Source organism: Streptomyces sp. NBC_01498, assembly GCF_036327775.1.
Taxonomy (GTDB): domain Bacteria; phylum Actinomycetota; class Actinomycetes; order Streptomycetales; family Streptomycetaceae; genus Streptomyces.
The window spans coordinates 319,295-340,725 of the sequence record NZ_CP109598.1; the positions used below are offsets into that span (position 1 = coordinate 319,295).

Consider the following 21,431-nt stretch of genomic DNA (forward strand, 5'->3'; position numbering starts at 1 on the left):
GGCAGCGCTCTCCGGGGCGCGCACCCCGGCCGGCTCCACCGGTGCAGGGTTCCCGCCCGGCACGGCTGTCCCACCGGGCGGCTCAGCCGGCGTCGACCCCGGCCGTGAAGTCCAGGAGCGTCTTCGCCAGTGCGTCGGGAGCCTCCAGCGCCGCGTAGTGCCCCACGCCGTCAAGCGTCACCGTGATCAGGTCGGCCGCCCCGGCCCGGGACAGGGTGCCGGCGGTGAACGGGCCCCCGCCCGCGCCGACCGCGAGGACGGGCACCCGCAGGCCCGGCCGCTCGGCGAGGGCCTTGATCTCCGCGCCCTCCCGCAGCATCGACCGGTAGAGGCCGCTCGCGCCACGCCAGCCGTCGGGGCGCGCGTAGGTGCGGGCGAACTCCTCGATGTCGGCGTCGGTGACCGCGCCCGGAGTCGCGCTCATGGCCGGGAACGCGAACCGCCCGAGGAACTCGCGTTCGCGACCGGCCAGCAGCAGTTCGGGGATGCCGGGCGCGGCGAGGACGCCGATGTGCCAGCTGCCGCCGTGCGTGATGTCGCCCAGCGCTTCGAGGCCGAAGCCGGGCAGGCCCATCTCGATCGCCGTGAGGCTGAGGAGGTCGCGCGGGTGGGTGGTCGCCAGCCGGAAGACGGTCGCGCCGGCGATGTCCTGTCCGGTGAGGTGGACCGGGCCGACGTCCAGTTCCTCGATGAGCAGGTGCAGATCCTCGGCCGAGGCCGCGCTGTCGTAGTCGCCCGGTCCGTTGCCGGAGTCGCCGAAGCCGCGCAGGTCGACGGCGAAGACGCGGTGGGTCCGGGCGAGGAGCGGGACGAGTTTGTGGAAGGCCCACCAGGTCTCGGGAAACCCGTGGACCAGCAGGACGGGCGAGCCGTGGGTGCCCGCCGCCGCGTAGTGCAGCCGGGTGCCGTTGACCTCGGCGTGGTGGTGCGTGATCCCGGGGAGGGTGGAGCCCGGGTGGGTCGTGGGCGTGGGCGTGCCGCTCATCGTTCCTCCACAGTTCGACAACCTTGTTGTCCATAACGTTAGACAACTCGGTTGTCGATGTCCAGCCGCGTGGCCGTACTCTTCATCCATGTCACGATCCGGCGCTGATCTCGCGCTGCTCCTGCTCGGAGGCTTCCGGTCACTGGTGGACGCCGCGACGGCCGAACTGGCCCGCCGGGGCCACGAGGACGTGCGCCCCGTCCACGATTTCGCCATGCGGGCCATCGCCGCCGGCGCGGACAACGCGTCCGAGCTGGGCCGCCGCCTCTCGGTCTCCAAACAGGCGGCGGCGAAGACCATCGCGGTGCTCCAGGAACGGGGCTACGTCGCACGGGACGCCGATCCCCTGGACGCCCGCCGCAAGCGGCTCCAGGTCACCGCGCTCGGCTTCGAGGTGCTGCGGCAGGGGGAGTCGATCTTCGACGAGCTGCGGGAGGAGTGGGCCCGGCGGATCGGGGCCGGCGAACTCGCGAGGCTGGAGTCGCACCTGGCGGCGCTGGTCGGCGCCCGTCCGGTACGCCCGGACGCCCCGGGCTGGATCGCGCAGGACCTCAACGGGCCGCCGTAGGACCCGACTTCGAGGTCCTCCCCGGGCGCCCGATCGGCCCACAGGTCCGGCGCCTCGGCAGGGCGCGTGAGGCGGTTCGTGCGGGAGCCGGGTACCGGTCAGCGCACCCGGGCGACCCCGACGTAGAAGCCGCTCTCCTCGTTCGCGGGCGCCGGCGTGTCCTTGTACCACTCGGGGGCCCGGACCAGTCCGGGATCCACCAGGTCGAGCCCCTCGAAGAACCGCGCGACCTCGGCGCGGGTGCGCGGGCGCAGGGTAATGCCGCCGGACCGGTACGTGCTGGTGACCTTCGCTGCCTGTTCCGGGTCCAGGAAGTCCGCGGTGCCGTGCGAGATCACCAGGAGGCTGCCGGGCGGCAGGGCGTCGACCAGGGTGCGGACCACCTTGTACGGATCGTCGTCGTCCCCGAGGAAGTGCAGCAGCGCGACCAGCGACAGCACGACCGGCCGCTCGAAGTCCAGGAGACGGCGGGCCTCTTCGAGGATGTCCGCCGGCCGGCGGACATCCGTCTCGACGTACGCGGTGGCTCCTTCGGGCGTGCTCACCAGCAGCGCCTCGGCGTGCCGCAGCACGATCGGGTCGTTGTCCGCGTACACGATCCGCGCCGCCGGGACGATGGCCTGCACGATCTGGTGCAGGTTGGGCCGGGTGGGTATGCCGGTGCCGATGTCCAGGAACTGGTCGGCGCCGCTCCCGGCCGCCCACGCCACGGCACGGTGCATGAACTCCCGGTTGATCTGCGCCCCGCGCTGTGCCCCCTTGGCCAGCTTCTCCGCCAGTTCCCGGTCGACCGGGTAGTTGTCCTTGCCGCCCAGGTAGTAGTCGTACAGCCGGGCCGGGTGGGGCCTGCTGGTGTCGATCTGGGGCCTGGGGGTGCCTGAAGTCATGCCGGGATTATGTCACCGCCCGCATACGCCGGGTCAGCCGGACCCTCCCTGATGCGGCGTCAACTCTCCTATCAGAAAGGCGGGTTGACGTGATCCGGCCAACGCCCCACGCCGGGACGCCGAGCCGGTGGCAGGGGGAAGACCCACGCGTCCGGGAGGAACGGCGGGCGGGAGCCTCGTACCCCACACTGGACGCGTGACGGAGACGACCACGGACACCAGGCCCACGCTCGTCGTGATCGGCGGGCCGCCCGGCGTCGGCAAGACCACGCTCGCGCACGCCGTCGCGCGGGCGGTCGGCTGCCCGGCCGTCTGCCGTGACGAGATCAAGGAGGGCATGGTCCATGCCACGCCGGACTTCTCGGCCGGCAGGAGCCAGGAGCTGAACCTCCGTACGCTGCCCGCGTTCTTCGGTGTGCTGGACCTGCTGATCGGCGCCGGGGTCACGACGGTCGCCGAGGCCGCGTTCCAGGACCGGCTGTGGCGCCCCGGGCTGGAGGCGCTGCGCGGCAGGGCCCGACTCCGCGTCGTGCACTGCTCGGTGGACGCGGAGGTGGCACTGGCACGGCGGCTTCGCCGGGCGCAGGACCCGGCGCGTACGGCACACGAGATCCCCGGCTCGATCGACCCGGCCGCGCACACGCGGGGCCACGACACGTTCGACCGGGTCTCGGTCGACGCGCCGTGGATCGAGGTCGACACCACGGACGGCTACGCCCCCGGCCTCGCGGAGATCGTGGCCTTCGTCAACGGCCCCGGCTCCCGCCCGGAATGAGCGCGCGCGGGCTCCCGGGCGGGCGGGCCCGTCGAGCCGTACGGGGCAGGTGACCTACCGCCTCGCCGCGCGGGCGCCGGGAATCCCCCGAGGGTGTGAGTGTCGTCATGGGGACGTGTCCGGTTCGGGGGCGGCGTCGCGGGATACGGAACAGGTGGTTGATCCCCGCGCGGGAGCCGTCCCGCGCGCCGCTCCCGGAAGGACCCCATGAGCGCCCCCGCACCCGGCCCCCGCACTCCGTCGGTCGTCGCCGTCCGCGTCGTCCCCGTCGCGGGCGAGGACAGCATGCTGCTGAACCTCAGCGGCGCGCACGCCCCCCACTTCACCCGCAACCTCGTCGTGCTGACCGACTCCGAGGGACGCACCGGAGTCGGCGAGGTGCCCGGCGGCGAACGTATCCGGGCCACCCTGGAGGCGGCGCGGGACCTGGTCGTGGGACGGTCCGTCGGTGACCATCACGCCGTGCTGCGCGCGGTGCGCGAGCGGTTCGGCGACCGGGACACCGCCGGGCGCGGCGCCCAGACCTTCGATCTGCGGGTCACGGTGCACGCGGTCACCGCCCTGGAGTCGGCGCTCCTCGATCTGCTCGGGCAGCATCTCGGGGTGCCGCTCTGCGCCCTGCTGGGCGAGGGCCGGCAGCGCGACCGGGTGCCGGTGCTCGGGTATCTCTTCTACGTGGGCGACCGGGGCCGAACCGATCTGCCGTACCGGGCGGGGGACGGGACCGGCGACGACTGGCTGCGGCTGCGCGACGAGGAGGCGCTGACCCCGGAGGCGGTGGTACGGCTCGCCGAGGCGGCTCAACGGCGTTACGGCTTCCAGGACTTCAAGCTCAAGGGTGGGGTACTGCCGGGGGCCGAGGAGGCCGACGCGGTACGGGCGCTGGCCGAGCGCTTCCCCGGGGCGCGGATCACGCTGGACCCGAACGGGGCCTGGCCCCTGAAGGAGGCCGTCGCGCTCGGCCGGGAACTGCGCGACGTGCTGGCGTACGCGGAGGACCCGTGCGGCGCGGAGGACGGCTACTCGGGCCGGGAGACCATGGCCGAATTCCGCCGGGCGACGGGGCTGCGTACGGCGACGAACATGATCGCGACCGACTGGCGGCAACTCGGGCACGCCGTACGCGCGGACGCCGTCGACATCCCGCTCGCCGACCCGCACTTCTGGACGCTGAACGGCTCGGTGCGGGTGGCTCAGCTCTGCGAGGCGTGGGGCCTGACGTGGGGGTCGCACTCCAACAACCACTTCGACGTGTCGCTGGCGATGTTCACGCACGTCGCGGCGGCGGCTCCCGGTGACATCACGGCCATCGACACCCACTGGATCTGGCAGGACGGGCAGCGGCTCACCGTCCGGCCGTTCGCGATCAGGGACGGCGCGCTGGAGGTGCCCGACCGGCCGGGGCTGGGTGTCGAACTGGACTGGGAGCGGGTGGAGTCGGCGCACGAGGTGTACCGGAGCCTCGGGCTCGGGGCGCGCGACGACGCGGTGGCGATGCGGTATCTGATGCCGGGCTGGGAGTTCGACCCGGGGCGCCCGGCGCTGGTACGGGGGGACTGAGCAGGCCCGGGGCGGGCCCGGCCCCGGATCGGGTGAACCGACCGGTCGGCCGGACGGGCTCAAGAGTCCCGTCCGGCCGACCTGTTCACGCCCGGTGGTCCCGATCGCCTAGTAGACGGTCACGCCGTAGGTCGACAGCCACGGCAGCACGGGCTGGTAGTACGTGGCGCCGCCGGAGGTGCAGTTGCCGGACGAGGCGACGATGACGCCGAGCGCGACGCTGCCGGAGTACGCGGGGCCGCCCAGGTCGCCGGGTTCGGAGCAGATGTTGGAGCGGAACAGCCCGTACACCGTGCCCTGGGGGAAGTTGACCGTGAGGTTGACGCCGGTCACGCTGCCGCAGCGGACTCCGCTGGTGACGCCGACGTGGCAGAGACGCTGGCCGACGGCCGGGCTTGCGGCACCGGTGATGTCCAGCGTCCCGGCGCCGAGGAGCGAGACCTCGCCGACGGGGTTGACCGTCGTGCTGGAGACGTAACGGACGATGCCGAGATCGTAGTTGTCGGTCGGCAGGAGTACGCCGGTGCTGGTGGCCACGAGTACGGTACGAGCCGAGTCCGCGTACCAGTTGCCGCCGATCTGGGCGCAGACCTTGGGCAGCAGGCCGACGCGGCCGACGGCCCCGCTGGCGTTGAAGCCGATGGTGCAGCGGACTCCGCTGCTGTGATAGAGGACGTTGCCCCCGCGCACCGTGACCGCCTTGGCGTTCGCGGGCGCCGAGGTGGCCGCGGGCGCGGCGGCCCGGGTCGTGGGCTCCTTCGCGTACGCGGCCGATCCGGTGGCGGCGGACAGGCCGAGCAGGAGCGTCAGCGCGGCGACGGCCGACGCGGCGGTGCGGATCGACCCGCGGAACGGTCTGCGCGTCGGTCTGCGGAACGGTCTTTCGGTCCCGTACGGACTCATGGTCCCTCCCCGTTTTCCCGGACATGGCATGTCATGTGCGTGCCATTGTGGGGTGGCGGGGAGGGGCGCGTCAGGGGGAAAGACGCCAATCGGCCGGGATCGGCCGCGTTCAGACGGCGGACTCCAGGTCCAGCAGGACCGACTTGGCCGCCGCCCCTCCCGCGTAACCGCCGAGCGTTCCGTCCGAACGCAGCACGCGGTGGCAGGGGACGACGACGGGAAGCGGGTTGGTCGCGCAGGCCGTGCCGACCGCGCGGACCGCCTTCGGGTTGCCGACGAGCCGGGCGACCTCGCCGTAACTCCGGGTCCGGCCGTAGGCGATGTCCGGGAGATGACGCTGCACCAGTTGGCGGAACCCGTGCGAGAGCGACAGGTCGAGCGGCAGCCCGAACGTCCTGCGCGTACCGCTGAAGTACTGGTCGAGTTCCCGGGCCGCGTCGTCCAGCCGGCCCGGGGCGCGCAGCACGCGGGGGCTCAGTGCGGTGGCCAGGCCGTCGAGGACCTTGTCGTGGTCCTGGCCGGAGAAGGCCACGCGGACCAGGCCCCGTTCGGTGGCGGCCAGCAGAAGGCGGCCGACGGGGCTGTCGACGACGGTGTAGGCGACATCCAGCAGCCCGTCGCGGCGCGCCGCGTCCTCCAGACGGGTGTGCAGCCGGGCCAGGGTTCGGGGGTCGGCGGCGGCGCGGTCGAGGAGAGGGAGGAGAGGGGTGGGGGGAGCGAGGTCCGGGGCGCGGGTGGCGTCGGGGGCGTGGCTCGTGCCGGTGGCGCCTGAGGTGCCGGTGGCGCCGGTGGTCCCGCTCGTACCGGTGACGCCCGTGGTGCCGGTGGCGCCGGTGGTGCCACTCGTACCGGTGGTGCCACTCGCGCCTGTGGTTCCCCCGGCTCCCGTGGTTCCCCTGCTTCCCGTGCTGTCCTTCATGGCGTGCTTCCCTTCAGTTCGGTGGGCCGGTCGGAGGGCTCGGACAGGGTGGCCCGCAGGGACCTGACGCCGTCCGACGCGGCGCGCCGCGCCGCCTCCGGAGTGCCGCCGACGATCTCCGCGACCTCCCGGTACGGCAGCCCGGCGAAGTGGTGGTACGCCACCGCCTGCCGCTGCTTCTCCGGAAGCGCGCCCACGGCCCGCCAGAGGTCGTGGTCCGTCCCGTCCGGGAGCCCGTCGCCCGACGGCCGCTCGGGCAGGTCCGCGACCGGTACGGCGTGCCGCCGCCGCGCCCGGACGATGTCGACGGCCTTGCGGTGCGCGACCGTCACCAGCCACGCCTCCGTGTTGGTGTCGTCCGGCAGGTCCGGGTAGGCGCGCAGTGCCGCGAGGAAGGTCTCCGACCAGGCGTCGTCGGCGTCGTGGACGCCGACCACCGCCCGGCAGACCCGGAGCACGGTGTCCGCGTGGTCCTCGACCAGCCGCTCGAAAGGCTTCTTCATGTCCATCACTCCGTAGACGTCCGGGGCCCGGGAAATGTGAGGTCGCGGACGGCGGTCGTGCTACGTGCCGGTTCGGTGGGGTTTGATCGCTGCGCTCCGTCGCCAAACTTTGGTCTCTCCGTGGACATTGAGCGTCGGAACGCTGCGAAAGAAGGTTTCCGAAACGATTGCGACCGGCCGTTTCACGCCGCCGAGCTGCCGAAACACGCCCTTGCGCGCCGACCGGCCTCCCTCCCGGGCCAGCCTCACTCTCCGTAGCCATAAGGCCGGAACCGGACACCCATCGAGAAAGTTATTGTGATCTGAAGCACAGCCCCGGGCGCCACAGGAGGGCGCCTGTTGCACGCGCATGTCATGTCGATATCAACGACATGATCCACGGATGACGCCCATGAGAAACGCCCCCCAACCCCCCGCCTGCGGGAATGTGGCTCCGGTCAAATCCGTACAGACGTTCGACAGATCGGGTCCACCACGCTCCGTGTCCGGTTGACTCTGGGGAAGCACGGCCACTTAACTGCCAATCCCCACAACTGCCCCCCGCATCTGGAGAGTTCATGCGGACTCCAGGACCTTCCTGGTCCAACGACTTTTCCCTGCCGCATTCGGTCATCGTGATCAACCCTCTGCAACGGCCGTCCCCACGCCTCACCGTCGCAGCGGCCTCGGCCGGTGCCGTCGGTGTGCTCGAACTGCCCGCCGGTGACCCGCGCGAGGTGACGGATCTGCTCGACCGCACCTGCCGCTGGTCGTCCGCGCCGTTCGGCGTCCGGATCCGGGAGGGCTGCTCGGCCGGCGCGGGTGAACTGCCCGAACTCGTGGACACGGTGCTGCTTGCCGATCCCGCGCGCTCACCCGCCGAGTTCGCCGGCCGCCGGGTCCTGGTCGAGGTCACCACCCTCGCCGAGGCGCTGAGCGCCGCCGAGGCCGGTGCCTCCGGACTGATCGTGCGCGGCTCCGAGAGCGGCGGTCGCGCGGGCGGGCTGAGCACCTTCGTGCTCCTCCAGCAGGTGCTCGCCGAACCGGCCCTGGATCTGCCCGCCTGGGCCTGCGGCGGCATCGGACCGCACACCGCCGCCGCCTCCGTGGCCGGCGGCGCGGCCGGTGTCGTGCTCGACACGCAGGTCGCGCTGTTCGACGAGGCGGCGCTGCCGACCGAGCTGACCGGCGTGCTCGCCGGGCTCGACGGCTCGGAGACCGTGCTCCACCACGGCGTGCGGGTGCTGCGCCGCCGTGGCCCCGGCGCGCCCGAACTCCCCGACGACGCGGCCGAGTTCGCCGCGCGGATCGGTTCGGACGATCTCCGTACGCAGTTCCTCCCGCTCGGTCAGGACGCCTTCCTCGCCGCCTCCTTCGCCGCTCGCTGGAGCAGCGTGGCCGAGGCCGTTCGCGGTGTCACGGCCGCCATGGCCGACGCGTTCGCCGACGACGCCCCCGCCGCCGCGCTGGCCGCCGGATCGGCCGGGGCACGCGCGCTCGGCACCCGGCTGCCCGTCGCCCAGGGGCCGATGACCCGCGTCAGCGACGAGCCCGCGTTCGCCGCGTCGGTGGCGGCCGAGGGCGGCCTGCCGTTCCTCGCGCTCGCGCTGGCGAACGCCGAGCGGACCCGGTCGATGCTGACCCGCACCCGTGACGCCCTCGGCGACGCCCGGTGGGGTGTGGGCGTGCTCGGTTTCGCCGACGAGGAGATCAAGTCCGCCCAGCTGGAGGTCGTCCGTGAGCTGCGGCCCACGCACGCGATCATCGCGGGCGGCCGGCCGGCCCAGGCGGCGGCGCTGGAGGCGGAGGGCATCACGACCTTCCTGCACGTGCCGTCCCCCGGTCTGCTGCGGCAGTTCCTCGCGGCGGGCGCGCGCCGGTTCATCTTCGAGGGCGCCGAGTGCGGCGGCCATGTCGGCCCGCGCAACAGCTTCCCGCTCTGGGAGGCGCAGACCGAGGTCCTGCTGGACTTCCTCGCCGAGGCGGGCGACGAGGCCGCCGCGCTGACCGTGCTCTTCGCGGGCGGCGTGCACGACGAGCGGTCGGCCGCGATGGCCGCCGCGCTGGCCGCCCCGCTGACCAGGGCCGGTGTCGGATTCGGCGTACTGATGGGCACCGCCTATCTGTTCACCGAGGAGGCGGTGCGCGGCGGTGCGATACAGCCGCTGTTCCAGCGCCGCATCCTCGACGCGGAGCGGACCGATCTGCTGGAGACGGCCCCCGGCCACGCCACCCGCTGCGCGCGCAGCGCCATCAGCGAGGACTTCGCCGCCCTCAAGGACGAACTGCGCGAACAGGGCGTGCCCGACCGGGAGATCTGGGAGCGCCTGGAGCGCTTCAACGTCGGCCGGCTGCGGCTCGCCAGCAAGGGCATCGAGCGGGTCGGCGACGACCTGCTGGCCGTGGACGAGACCCGGCAGTCCGACGAGGGCATGTTCATGGCCGGTGAGGTCGTGGTGCTGCGCGAGGCGGTGACCACGGTCGCCGCGCTGCACGGCGCCGTGAGCGACGGCGCGGCCGGCTGGCTGCGCGCCCGCGCCGCCGAGGTGCGCGCCCCGCTCGGCATCGGCGCGCGGGAGGAGCCGCCGGCCCCCGAGCCGCTGCGGGTCGCGGTGGTCGGCATGGCCGGCATGTTCCCGGGGGCGCCCGATCTGGCGGACTTCTGGGCCAACATCCTCGCGGGCAAGGACTGTGTCACCGAGGTCCCCGCCCAGCGCTGGGACCAGGAGCGGTACTACGCGCCCGACGGCGACGGGGAACGCACCCCCTCCCGGTGGGGCGGCTTCCTGCCCGAGATCCCGTTCGACCCGCTGCGCTACGGCATTCCGCCCGCGTCGCTGGCGGCCGTGGAGCCGGTGCAGCTGCTCGCCCTGGAGGCGTCGCGGCGCGCGCTCGCCGACGCGGGGTACGACGCGAAGGGCGTCGACCACTCCCGTACGTCGGTGGTGTTCGGAGCCGAGGCGGGCAGCGACCTGTCCAACGCGACGACGCTGCGTACGGTGCTGCCGGGCTACATCGGCACCATCCCGCCCGCGCTCGACGAGCAGCTGCCCCGGCTGACCGAGGACTCCTTCCCGGGCATGCTCGCCAACGTGATCGCGGGACGGGTCGCCAACCGGCTCGACCTCGGCGGCGCCAACTACACCGTCGACGCGGCCTGTGCCTCCTCGCTCACCGCCGTCGACGTCGCCTGCAAGGAACTGGTCGCGGGCACCAGCGACATGGTGCTGTGCGGCGGCGCCGACCTGCACAACGGCATCAACGACTATCTGCTGTTCTCGTCGGTGCACGCCCTTTCCCCCACCGGCCGTTCGGCCACCTTCGACGCCGCCGCCGACGGCATCGCCCTCGGTGAGGGCGTCGCCTGTGTGGTCCTGAAGCGGCTCGCGGACGCGGAGCGCGACGGCGACCGGGTGTACGCGGTGATCGACGGAGTGGGCAGTGCCAGCGACGGGCGGGCGCTCGGTCTGACCGCGCCCCGCCCGGAGGGCCAGCACGCCGCTCTCACCCGCGCCTACCGCAACGCCGGTGTCTCGCCCGCCGAGGTGGGGCTGGTCGAGGCGCACGGCACCGGCACCGTCGTCGGGGACCGTACCGAACTCGGCACGCTCACCGAGGTGTTCACCGAAGCCGGTGCGGAGGTGGCCAGTTGCGCGGTCGGCTCGGTCAAGTCCCAGATCGGGCACACCAAGTGCGCCGCCGGGCTGGCCGGACTGATCAAGGTCACCCTGTCGCTCTACCACGGGGTGAAGCCGCCGACCCTGCATCTCAAGGAGCCCAACTCCGCCTGGAAGGCGGGGAGCAGCCCGTTCGTCTTCCACACCAAGGCGGCTCCGTGGGCGGCCGAGCCCGAGCGACGGGTGGCGGGAGTGAGCGCCTTCGGATTCGGCGGCACCAACTTCCACGCCGTTCTACGCGCGTACACACAGGCACCGCCCGCGCACTCTCTGGACACGTGGCCGGCCGAACTCCTCGTCTTCCGGGGCCGGGACGCCGACGCGGCACGCCGGTCGGTCCGGGCGCTGGAGGACCTGGTGGCCAAGGGCGGCCGGTGGCGGCTGCGCGACTACGCGCGCAACGCCGCCGCGCGCGCCGACCGGGCGGCGGTCCGGGGCGAGCGGGTGTGGATCGCGGTGGTGGCGGACACCCTCGCCGACCTGCCCGGTCTACTGCGCCGGGCGGCGGAGGGCGAGCACGCGCCGGAGGCCGGGATCCACGCGGCCGAGGCCGCCGAGGGCACACCGGGCGCGGAGGTGGCACACGGGAAACTGGCGTTCCTGTTCCCCGGGCAGGGCAGCCAGCGCCCCGGCATGCTCGCCGAACTCTTCGTGGCGTTCCCCGAGTTGCAGCACTATCTCCAGCTCGGCGAGCGCTGGGCCGAGGTGCTGCACCCGCCGACCGCCTTCGGCGAGGAGGACCGGGCCGGCCAGCTGGCCCGGATCACCGACACCGCCGTCGCCCAGCCCGCGCTCGGTGTCGTCGAACTCGCCGCCGCCGAACTGCTGGCCTCGGTCGGCGTACGCCCGGCCATGGCGGCGGGGCACAGCTACGGCGAACTGGTCGCCCTCGGGGTGGCCGGGGCGCTCTCGCCCCGGGACGTCATCACCGCGAGCGCCGAGCGCGCCGGGGCGATCCTGTCCCGGACGGCGGGCGGCGACCCCGGCACGATGGCGGCCGTCACGGCGTCACCCGAACAGGTGGACGAGGTGCTGCGGCTGGCCGGCCTCGACGGCGAGGTCGTCGCCGCCAACCGCAACTCGCCCGTCCAGACGGTGATCTCGGGCCCCACCGAGCAGGTGGGGGCGGCCGTCGCACGGCTGCGCGACGCCGGTCACCAGGTCAAACCGCTCCAGGTGGCGTGCGCCTTCCACAGCCCGCTGCTGGCGGGCGCGGGTGAGGTGTTCGCCGAGCGGCTGGAGGCGCTGACCGTGTATCCGCCCGCGTTCGACGTGTGGGCCAACCGCACGGCGGAGCCGTATCCGGCGGACGCCGCCGGGGTACGGGCGGGGCTCGCCGCCCAGATCGGCGCGCCGGTCCGGTTCGCCGAGCAGGTCGAGGCGATGTACGCCGCCGGGGCCCGCGTCTTCGCGGAGGTCGGGCCGGGCCGGGTCCTGACCCGGCTGGTCGAGGCCGTCCTCGGGGACCGCCCGCACCGCGTGGTCCCGCTCGACGGCGGACGGCCGGGCGGCGGACTGGGCGGCTTCCTCACCGCCCTGGCGCAGCTCGCCGTCAACGGGGCCGATGTGCGCACCGGCCGGCTCTTCCGGGGCCGGGACGCCGTCGACCCGGAGACCGCCACCGCCGGACGGAGCCCCGGCTGGACCGTCGACGGCCAGCTCGTCCGGCTCGCCGACGGCACCATTCCCCCCCACGCCCTGCACCCCGCCCGACCCGTTACGGAGCTGATCGTGCCGGAGAACCACTCCCCCCACGCCCCCCACAGCGCGCCGGACGCTCTCGTCGCCGAGTTCCTGCGCACCAGCCGCGACCTGGTCGCCGCCCAGCGCGACGTCCTGATGACCTACCTCGGCGGACCGGGCGCCGGCTCCGTCCCGGCCCCGGCCGCCGTCACCTGGCAGCCCGCCCCGGTCGCCGCGCCGGCCGACCGGGCGGTCCTCGCGCTGCCCGCCGCCGCGCCCCCCACCGCGGCGGCGGGCCCCGCCGCCGGTGCCCCGGCCCCGGCCCCGGCGGACCCGGTGCCCGCCGACCCCGCCGCCCCGGCCGACCCGGAGTCCGTACTCGCCGCCGTCCTGTCCGTGGTGGCGGACCGCACCGGCTACCCGGTCGAGATGATCGAGCCGGAACTGGACCTGGAGGCGGACCTCAGCGTCGACTCCATCAAGCGCGCCGAGATCGCCGGTGAACTCGCCGTACGCCTCGGCCTGCCGCTGGACGCCAGCGGTGAACTGGACGGTCTCAGCACGGCGCGCACCGCGGCCGGGATCACCGGGCTGCTGGTGGAACGGCTCACCGGCACCGGCACCCCGGCCGCCGGGGACACCCGGGCGGCGGACGAGCCCCCGGTCGCGGAGACCGCCGCCGAGGCGGAGATCCTGGCCCCGCAGCGGCTGGAGTTCACCGAGGAGCGGCTGGCCGAGGTGACCGGGTCGTTGGCCGCCGGGACCGCCGTGACGCTGCTCGGCGGTGGCGAGCTGGCCCCGCTGCTGGCCGAGCGGCTGCGCGCGGCCGGCGCCGATCCCACGCTCGTACCGGCCGGAGTGGCGCCGACGGCGCCCGCCGACGCGGTGATCCTGCTCGGCACGCTCGACGCGGCGGAGCCGCCGTTCCCCGAGGCGCTGCCGGTGTTCCAGGCGGCGCTCGCCGGGGCGCCCCGGACGCTGGTCGCCGTGGAGCGCCGGGGCGAGGGCGCGGCCAGCGGTCTGCGCGGCTTCTTCCGCTCCGTCGCCCGTGAGTACCCCGACATGAAGGCGACGCTGGTCGAGGTGGCGGGCGAGGCGACGGCCGACGCGGTCGCGGACGCCCTCGTCACCGAACTCACCGCCACCGACAAGGAGCCGGTCGTCCTGCACGACGGCGTCGCACGGCACGCGCTGCGGCTGACCCCGACCGATCTCGGGGCGCTCGCCGCCACCGGGGCCGGTCCGGCCGGCGAGGGCCAGGCGGAGGCCGAGGCGGCGGGCCTCGACCGTGAGTCGGTCGTACTGCTGGTCGGCGGCGCGCGCGGGATCACCGCGCGCTTCGCCCGGACGATCGCCGCCGCGAGCCGCTGCCGGATCGAACTCATGGGGCGTACCCCCGTCCCCGCGGACACGGAGGACCCGGCCACGGCCGGGGCCGCCGACCGTGACGCGCTGCGGGCCGCGTTCCTGTCCACCGGTCTGACCTCGCCCGGCGAGGTGGAGCGCCTGGTGGGCGCGGTCCTCGCGGAACGCGAGGTGCGGGGCACCGTCGAGGCGCTGCGGGCGCTCGGCAGTGAGGTCCGCTACCACTGCGTGGACGTGCTGGACGCGGAGGCCGTGCGGTCCACCGTGAAGGACGTCCACGCCGAGCACGGCAGGCTCGACGGTGTCGTGTACGCGGCCGGGGTGATCGAGGACAAGCTGCTGGCCGAGAAGTCGGCGGAGTCCTTCGGCCGGGTGTTCGCCACCAAGGTCGACGGCGCGCGCGCCGTGCTGGACGCGGTGGACGCGCTGCCGCGCGGCCCCCGGTTCGCCGTGCTGTTCGGCAGCATCGCCGCCGCCCTCGGCAACCGCGGCCAGTCCGACTACGCGGCGGCCAACGACGCGCTGGAGGAGCTGGGCCGCCGCTGGTCGACGGACGAGCGCCGGGGGCTGACCGTCCACTGGGGCCCGTGGGCCGCCGCCGAGACCAACGGCGGCATGGTCACTCCCGCCCTGATGCGTTCGTACGCCGCGCGGGGGATCAAGCTGATCGACCCCGAGGAGGGGCCGCTGAGCCTGCTGCGGGAGCTCGCCTGGGGCGCGCCGCACACGCACGCGGCCGTCTACACCGCGTCGGGCTGGTGACCTCCGTGGACACCCGCACACCGGTCGCCGTCGTCGGCATGGCCGTGTACTTCCCGGGCGCCAACGACCTGGAGAGTTACTGGCACAACATCGTCAACGGCGTCGACTCCATCACCGAGGTGCCCCCGGGCCGCTGGGACGAGGAGTTCTACGCGCCCGGCGGTCCCCCGCGCAGCGACCGGGTGTACTGCCGGCGGGGCGGATTCGTGGACCAGGGCGCCGAGTTCGACGTGACGCGGTTCGGCATCATGCCGACCTCCGTCGCGGGGACGGAGCCGGACCAGCTGATCGCGCTGGACGTGGCCCACCGGTCGATCACCGACGCGGGCGGTGAGCCGGTGCTGCCGGCGGACCGGCAGCGGGCGGGGATCGTGCTGGGCCGGGGCGGTTATCTGACGCCGGGTCTGGTGCGGCTCGACCAACGGGTGCGTACGGCGAATCAGTTGGTGCGTACGCTGCGGGAACTGGCCCCCGAGCTGGGCGACGACCGGCTGGAGGAGGTGCGCTCCGCCTTCGCCGGTCAGCTCGGGCCCGAGCAGCCGGAGTCGGCGATCGGTCTGGTGCCGAACCTGGCCGCGTCCCGGGTCGCCAACCGGCTCGATCTGCGCGGCCCGGCGTACACCGTGGACGCCGCCTGCGCCTCCTCGCTGGTGGCGGTCGACCACGCGGTGCGTGAACTGGCGGGCGGGCGCTGCGACGTGATGCTCGCGGGCGGGGTGCACCACTGCCACGACATCACGCTGTGGAGTGTGTTCAGCCAGCTCGGCGCGCTGTCGCCCAGCGAGCGCATCCGGCCGCTGAACCGGGGCGCGGACGGGGTGCTCATCGGCGAGGGCACCGGCATCGTGGTGCTGAAGCGGCTGGCGGACGCGGAGCGCGACGGCGACCGCGTGTACGCGGTGGTCTCCGGTACCGGTGTGGCGAGCGACGGCCGGTCGGCCAGTCTGTTCAATCCCGATCCGGGCGGGCAGGTCCGTGCCGTACGTCAGGCGTGGGACGCGGCGGGGCTGGACCCGCGCGCGGCCGACGCCCTCGGTCTGCTGGAGGCACACGGCACGGCGACCCCGGCCGGTGACCGGGCCGAACTGACCACGCTGGCCGAGGTGTTCGGCCCCGCCGTGGGTGCGCGTGCGGCGATCGGCTCGGTGAAGTCGATGATCGGTCACACGATGCCGGCCGCCGGTGTCGCGGGGCTGATCAAGGCCGCGCTGGCGCTGCACCACGGGGTGCTGCCGCCGACGCTGCACTGCGAGGACCCGCATCCGGCCCTGGAACAGACCCGGTTCGCCCCGCTGTCGCGGTCGGCGCCCTGGGAGAGCCCGGAGTCGGGCGCGCCGAGGCGGGCGGGGGTCAACGCGTTCGGCTTCGGCGGCATCAACGCCCATGTGGTGCTGGAGCAGGCGGCGTCCGCACCGGCGGGCCGGGGCAGCGTCCCGGCGGGCCGTACGGGGCGGGCGACGGCCACGGTCACCGAACCGGAACGGGTGCTGCGGCTCGCCGCGCCCGACCGGGAGTCGCTGGCCGCGCTGCTGGACGCCGACGACCCGGCGGTGCTGGCCGCCGGTCTCGACGAGCGTGAGCGGGCCGCCGGACCGGTCCGGCTGGGCATCGTCGACCCGACGGCGCGCCGGCTGAAGCTGGCCAGGAAGGCGGTCGCCAAGGGCGCCGCCTGGCGCGGGCGCAGCGACGTGTGGTTCAGCCCGCGTCCGCTGCTCGGTCCGGGCGGCGGCACGACGGTGTTCGTGTTCCCCGGTCTGGAGGCGGAGTTCGAGGCGCGGGTCGACTCGCTGGCCGAGCGGTTCGGACTGACCTGGGCGCCGGGTCACGAGGCCCGGGTCGGGGACGTGGGCCGGCACGGCGCGGCGGTCTTCCAGCTGGGGAGGCTGCTCGACACGGCGCTGCGGCGGCTGTCCGTGGTGCCGGACGCGGTCGCCGGACACAGTGTCGGCGAGTGGACGGCGATGGCCTGCGGCGGGATCCACGCCGCCGGCGAGGTCGACACGTTCCTCGCGGGCTTCGACCCGGACGCGCTGCGGGTGCCCGGTGCGGCGTTCGCCGTGCTCGGGATGCCCGCCGAGGGGGTGCTCGCCGAACTGGCGGGCCGCGACGACGTGGTGCTGTCGCACGACAACGCGCCGAACCAGTCGATGATCTGCGGTCCGGAGGAGGCGGTCGGCGAACTGGTCCACCGGTTCCGGACACGGGGCGTGATCGGGCAGGTGCTGCCGTTCCGTTCCGGCTTCCACACCCCGATGCTCGCCCCGTACCTGGATCCGATCCGGCGGGCCGCCGAGACGTACACGCTGCATCCGCAGTCCACGCCGGTCTGGTCGGCGACGACGGCCGCGCGCTATCCCGACGACCCGGCGGCGGTACGGGAGTTGTTCGTGCGGCATCTGCTGGAGCCCGTGCGGTTCCGGCAGTTGATCACGGCGATGCACGGCGCGGGGCACCGGGCGTTCGTCCAGCTCGGCGCGGGTCAGCTGGGTTCGCTGATCGACGACACGCTGGCGGGCGAGGACCGGCTGGTCGTCTCGGCGCACTCCCCGGCGCGGGACGGTCTGGCGCAGCTGCGCCGGGTCGTGACCGCGCTGTGGGTGGAGGGCGCGGCGCCGGACGTGGGTCCGCTGCTGGGGTCCGGGGCCGCTCCGGCGGGTACGGGCCGTGGGCGGCCGGGGGTACGGCTGAACCTCGACGGGGCGCTGATCTCGCTGCCCGACCAGGCCCGCAAGCTCCTCGCGGACAGCATCGGTCATCCGCCGCCGTCCCGTGGTCTCGGGGACGGCAACGCGCTCGACCGGCTGGACGCGCTCGGGCGCTCGGGCGCCGGGTTCCCGGTCGCCGCCGAGCTGTCGGCGCTGATCAGCGACACGGCGGCGGTGGCGGACGAACTGATCGCGGCACGCGCCGCCCTCGGTACGCCCCAGGCCCGGGTGCCGGCACAGACCCCGGCCCCCGCACCGGCCGCACCCCCCGCCGCTTCCGAGGTCCCCGCCGTGCTGCGGGTGGACGTGGCCGCGATGCCGTACCTGCTCGACCACTGCTTCTTCCGGCAGCGGCCGGGCTGGCCCGACGAGGGCGACCGCTGGCCGATCGTCCCCGCCACCACGGTCATCGGCCACCTCATGGAGATCGCCGAACAGGCCGTGCCCGGCATGGGGGCGGTCGCCGTGCACGATGTCCGTCTGCTGAAGTGGATCGAGGCGATGCCCGCCTCCGATGTGCCGGTGGAGGTGCGGCGGTTGGCGGCCGACCGGGTCGAGGTGACCCTCACCGGCTACTCGCGGGCCGTGGTCGAACTGGCCGCAGCGCATCCGGCGCCGCCGGCCGCCTGGCCGGTGGACGCCGCCGCCGAGCGGGTCCCGGGGATGACGGCCGAGCAGCTCTACGACGAGCGGTGGATGTTCCACGGGCCGCGCTTCCAGGGCGTCAGTGAGCTGTCCGGGATCGGCGACCGCTGGGTACGCGGCGTGCTGACGACCCCTCAGGCGCCGGGTGCGCTGCTCGACAACGTCGGCCAGCTGCTCGGCTACTGGATCATGGCGACGCTCACCGAACGGACCACGGTGTTCCCGGTCCGCATGGAGCACATCCGGTTCCACGGGCCGCACCCGCGCCCCGGCGAGCGGCTGACCTGTCTGATCCGTATCACCGAGGTCACCGACCTCACGCTCACCGCCGACATGCAGTTGGTCGGCCAGGACGGCCTGGTCTGGGCGGAGTTCACCGGCTGGCAGGACCGGCGGTTCGACACCGACGCCAACATCCGCGCGGTGGACCGCTTCCCGGGCCGCAACACCCTGTCCACGGCGCGGCCCGGCGGCTGGACGCTCGTCCACGAGCGCTGGCCGGACCTCGCCACGCGCGAGCTGATCATGCGCAACATGCTGGGCAGCGAGGAGCGGGCCCGTTACGAGGGGCTGCCGCCGGTGCGCAGGCGCCAGTGGCTGCTCGGCCGCATCGCGGCCAAGGACGCGGTGCGCGGGCTGCTGTGGCGGGAGGGCGCGGACGACATCTATCCGGCCGAGATCGCCGTACGCAACGACGCGTCGGGGCGCCCGCTGGCCGAGGGCGTGCACGGGCGCGTGCTCGGTCCGGGGCTGACGGTCTCGGTGGCGCACCGCCGGGAGACGGGCGTGGCGATCGCCGCGCGGGGAGAGTGCGGGATCGACGTCGAGGAGGTCGTGGAGCGTCCGCGCGCCACGGTCGAGACGTCGTGCGACACGACCGAACTCGCCCTGCTGGACTCGCTGGTGGCGCGGTCGCCGGGGGGCGGCGCGCTGTGGTTCACCCGTTTCTGGACCGCCAAGGAGGCCGTCGCGAAGGCGCGCGGCACCGGTCTGCGGGGCCGCCCCGCGGAGTACCGGGTGGTCGCCGCCGACGAGAACCGCGCCCGTGTGGTGGCCGGGGGACGCCTCTACGAGGTGCGGCTGGAGGAAACCGCCAATCCGCCGGGGCTGCCGGAGAGGCATTACGTCGTCGCCCGGACGACGACCGAGAACGACGACACCAATCGGACAGGAGACTCGTCATGACCACCGAGACCGAGACGACCGTGGCGGCGGCCGTGGAGCGCGACATCACCGCGATGCTGCGGACCATGCTGGCGGAGGACGGGCTGGACGACGCCGAGATCACGCGGGAGACCACCTTCCACGACGATCTGGAGCTGGAGAGCATCGACCTGGTGACGCTGGCCGGTTCGCTGCGCGAGCACTACGGCGACCAGGTCAACCTCGCGCTGTTCATCGCCGATCTGGAGCTGGACGAGATCATCGCGCTGACCGTCGGTGAACTGGTCGACTACGTCGCCGCCTCGCTGCGCACCGCCGGGCAGGTCTGATCCGATGGCGAAGATACGTACGGGGGACATCACCACCCACGTCCAGCTGCTGCCGGCCGCGAACCCGCCCGCCGACGGCGGCGAGGTGCCGGTCGTGGTGTTCGTCCACGGTCTGCTCACGGACAGTCTGGCCAGCTACTACTTCACCCTGGGCCCGGCGTTCGCGGCGGCGGGCATCGACGTGATCATGTACGACCTCCGGGGCCACGGCCGCAGTGACCGGCCGGCCTCCGGATACCGTCTGGAGTCGTTCGTCGCGGATCTCGTCGGGGTGCTCGACGGGCTCGGCGAGACCCGTCGGGCGCATGTGGTCGGCAACTCCTTCGGCGGCACCATCGCGACCGCGTTGGCCGCGTGGCACCCGGACCGGGTGGCCACCGTCACGATGATCGAGTCCGAGCCGCCGGTGGCGGAGTGGACCCGGCACATGGCCGAGGGGCTGGCGGACGCCAAGAACCAGCTCGGCCGCGAGGAAGTCATCGGCTGGATCTCCGCCAACCACGGCGCGCACACCGCCCGGCTCTCCCGGAGCGCCAGTCGCATCCTGGCCACCACGACCCTGGCCGAGGACGTCCCGGCGGGCCGGGTCATCGACGACGGTCTCGACGCGCTGGACGGCTGCCCGCTGCTGGCGATCTTCGGCGACGAGTCCGGACTGAGCGCCCAAGTGCCGGAACTGGAGGCCAAGTTGGTGTCCTGCCGCACGGTGGTCCTGCCCGAGCAGGGTCACTCGGTGCTGGTCGAGCGCACCGAGGAGACCCAGCGGCTGATCCTGCGCTGGGTGCGCGAGCACACCCTGGCGGGGGCGGTGCGGTGAGGTTCCTGCTCGTCGTCCCCCCGCTGGTCGGACACACCAACCCGCTGGCGGCCGTCGCCGGGGAGCTGTCCGGCCGGGGTCATGAGGTGGCATGGGCCGGTTACGGCGACCAGATCCGGGCGCTGGCGGGTTCCGGCGCCCGGGTGTACGAGTGCGCGATGCCGGACGGGGGGCTGAGCCGGCCGCCGGGCCTCGCGGGGCCCGCGGCCTTCCAGCACCTCTGGGAGAAGTTCTTCGTCCCGCTCGGTGATCTGATGGCGCCGGGCGTGGACGCGGCGATCGACGCGTTCCGTCCGGACGCCGTCCTCACCGACCAGCACGCCGTCGCGGGCGCGCTGGTCGCCGAGCGGCGCGGCGTCGTGCATGTCACCTCCGCGACCACGTCGGCCGAACTCGTGGACCCGCTGGCCGAGTTGCCGAAGGTGGGCGCCTGGCTGGCCGAGCTGCTCGGCGGTCTGCGGGCCCGGATCGGCGATCCGTCCGCGCAGGGCGACCCCCGGTTCTCGCCGCACGGCGTCATCGCCTTCACGGGGCGCGAGTTGGTGGGTGACGCGGCGCTGCCGGGCGGCCACGTCCATCTGGTCGGCCCGGCCGTCGCCCCGCGCGGCGGGGGCGGCGACTTTCCGTGGGAGCGGATCGACCCGGACCGCCGGCTCGTTCTCGTCTCGCTCGGGACGGCCAACGCGGACGCCGGAGGCCGCTTCCTCACCGAGGCGGTCTCCGCGCTGGAGATGCTGGCGGACCGGGTCCAGGGGGTCGTCGTCGATCCCGGCGGCACCCTCGGAGCCGTACCGCCCGGGGTGATCGTGCGTGCGCACGTGCCCCAACTCGACCTGCTGGCACGGGCCGACGCCGTCGTCTGCCACGCCGGGCACAACACGGTGTGCGAGACGCTCTGGCACGGCCTGCCGCTGGTCCTCGCCCCGATCCGCGACGACCAGCCCATCGTCGCGGGCCAGGTGGTCGACGCGGGCGCCGGTGTACGGGTCCGTTTCCGCCGCGTGGACGCCGCCCGGCTCGCGACGGCGATCGGCACCGTCCTGGACGACTCCGGCGGGCACCGGACCGCCGCCGAGGCCGTCGGCCGGTCGCTGCGCGCGGCGGGCGGCCGGGCCGCCGCCGCCGACCATCTGATCCGGATCGCGGCGCGGCAGGCCCCGGCCGCCGCCCACCCCCTCCCCCACTGACTCCCCCGACCGCTACCA

Annotated in this window: 13 protein-coding genes; 8 read left to right on the plus strand and 5 right to left on the minus strand. The window is 74.2% G+C overall.

What is annotated here, in order from left to right:
• Nucleotides 1–82: 82 nt before the first annotated feature.
• Complete coding sequence (locus tag OG875_RS01095) at nucleotides 83–985, minus strand: alpha/beta fold hydrolase (protein WP_330172302.1); 903 nt, start codon at nucleotides 983–985, stop codon at nucleotides 83–85.
• A gap of 88 nt (nucleotides 986–1,073) precedes the next feature.
• Here OG875_RS01095 and OG875_RS01100 point away from each other — a divergent pair, with 88 nt between their 5' ends.
• Complete coding sequence (locus tag OG875_RS01100; RefSeq protein ID WP_330172303.1) at nucleotides 1,074–1,553, plus strand: MarR family winged helix-turn-helix transcriptional regulator; 480 nt, start codon at nucleotides 1,074–1,076, stop codon at nucleotides 1,551–1,553.
• Between the two features lie 98 nt (nucleotides 1,554–1,651).
• Here OG875_RS01100 and OG875_RS01105 read toward each other — a convergent pair whose 3' ends face one another.
• Nucleotides 1,652–2,440, minus strand: coding sequence for an SAM-dependent methyltransferase (locus OG875_RS01105; RefSeq protein WP_330172304.1), 789 nt, complete (start codon nucleotides 2,438–2,440; stop codon nucleotides 1,652–1,654).
• Nucleotides 2,441–2,636: 196 nt separating this feature from the next.
• On the opposite strand from OG875_RS01105, the gene OG875_RS01110 reads away from it, so the two are divergent.
• Nucleotides 2,637–3,215 carry an AAA family ATPase gene (locus tag OG875_RS01110; RefSeq protein ID WP_330172305.1) on the plus strand — a complete coding sequence of 193 codons (579 nt, stop codon included), beginning with the start codon at nucleotides 2,637–2,639 and terminating at the stop codon, nucleotides 3,213–3,215.
• A 207-nt stretch (nucleotides 3,216–3,422) separates the two neighbouring features.
• Nucleotides 3,423–4,775, plus strand: a complete 1,353-nt coding sequence (locus OG875_RS01115; RefSeq protein WP_330172306.1) for an enolase C-terminal domain-like protein — start codon at nucleotides 3,423–3,425, stop codon at nucleotides 4,773–4,775.
• Nucleotides 4,776–4,883: 108 nt separating this feature from the next.
• On the opposite strand, the gene OG875_RS01120 is transcribed toward OG875_RS01115, so the two are convergent.
• The 3 genes from OG875_RS01120 to OG875_RS01130 form a co-directional block, all read right to left on the minus strand.
• Complete coding sequence (locus OG875_RS01120) at nucleotides 4,884–5,678, minus strand: S1 family peptidase (protein ID WP_330172307.1); 795 nt, start codon at nucleotides 5,676–5,678, stop codon at nucleotides 4,884–4,886.
• Nucleotides 5,679–5,787: 109 nt separating this feature from the next.
• Nucleotides 5,788–6,597 (minus strand): methylated-DNA--[protein]-cysteine S-methyltransferase, encoded by an 810-nt coding sequence (locus tag OG875_RS01125; protein ID WP_330172308.1) that lies wholly within the window; start codon nucleotides 6,595–6,597, stop codon nucleotides 5,788–5,790.
• Nucleotides 6,594–7,100: an RNA polymerase sigma factor gene (locus tag OG875_RS01130; RefSeq protein WP_330172309.1), complete on the minus strand. Its 507-nt coding sequence runs from the start codon at nucleotides 7,098–7,100 to the stop codon at nucleotides 6,594–6,596. The genes OG875_RS01125 and OG875_RS01130 overlap by 4 nt, the downstream gene beginning before the upstream one ends.
• Before the next feature lie 557 nt (nucleotides 7,101–7,657).
• Between OG875_RS01130 and OG875_RS01135 the strand changes: the two genes are divergently transcribed.
• The 5 genes from OG875_RS01135 to OG875_RS01155 are packed head-to-tail and all read left to right on the plus strand — an operon-like array spanning nucleotide 7,658 to nucleotide 21,413.
• A complete protein-coding gene (locus tag OG875_RS01135; protein WP_330172310.1) occupies nucleotides 7,658–14,566 on the plus strand; it encodes an SDR family oxidoreductase in 6,909 nt (2,302 codons plus the stop codon).
• Nucleotides 14,567–14,604: 38 nt separating this feature from the next.
• Nucleotides 14,605–19,101, plus strand: a complete 4,497-nt coding sequence (locus OG875_RS01140) for a beta-ketoacyl synthase N-terminal-like domain-containing protein (RefSeq protein WP_330177552.1) — start codon at nucleotides 14,605–14,607, stop codon at nucleotides 19,099–19,101.
• A complete protein-coding gene (locus OG875_RS01145; protein ID WP_330172311.1) occupies nucleotides 19,098–19,409 on the plus strand; it encodes an acyl carrier protein in 312 nt (103 codons plus the stop codon). The genes OG875_RS01140 and OG875_RS01145 overlap by 4 nt, the downstream gene beginning before the upstream one ends.
• A 4-nt stretch (nucleotides 19,410–19,413) precedes the next feature.
• Entirely contained in the window at nucleotides 19,414–20,226 is an 813-nt protein-coding gene (locus OG875_RS01150) for an alpha/beta fold hydrolase (protein WP_330172312.1), read from the plus strand.
• Nucleotides 20,223–21,413, plus strand: coding sequence for a glycosyltransferase (locus OG875_RS01155; RefSeq protein ID WP_330172313.1), 1,191 nt, complete (start codon nucleotides 20,223–20,225; stop codon nucleotides 21,411–21,413). The genes OG875_RS01150 and OG875_RS01155 overlap by 4 nt, the downstream gene beginning before the upstream one ends.
• Nucleotides 21,414–21,431: the final 18 nt, after the last annotated feature.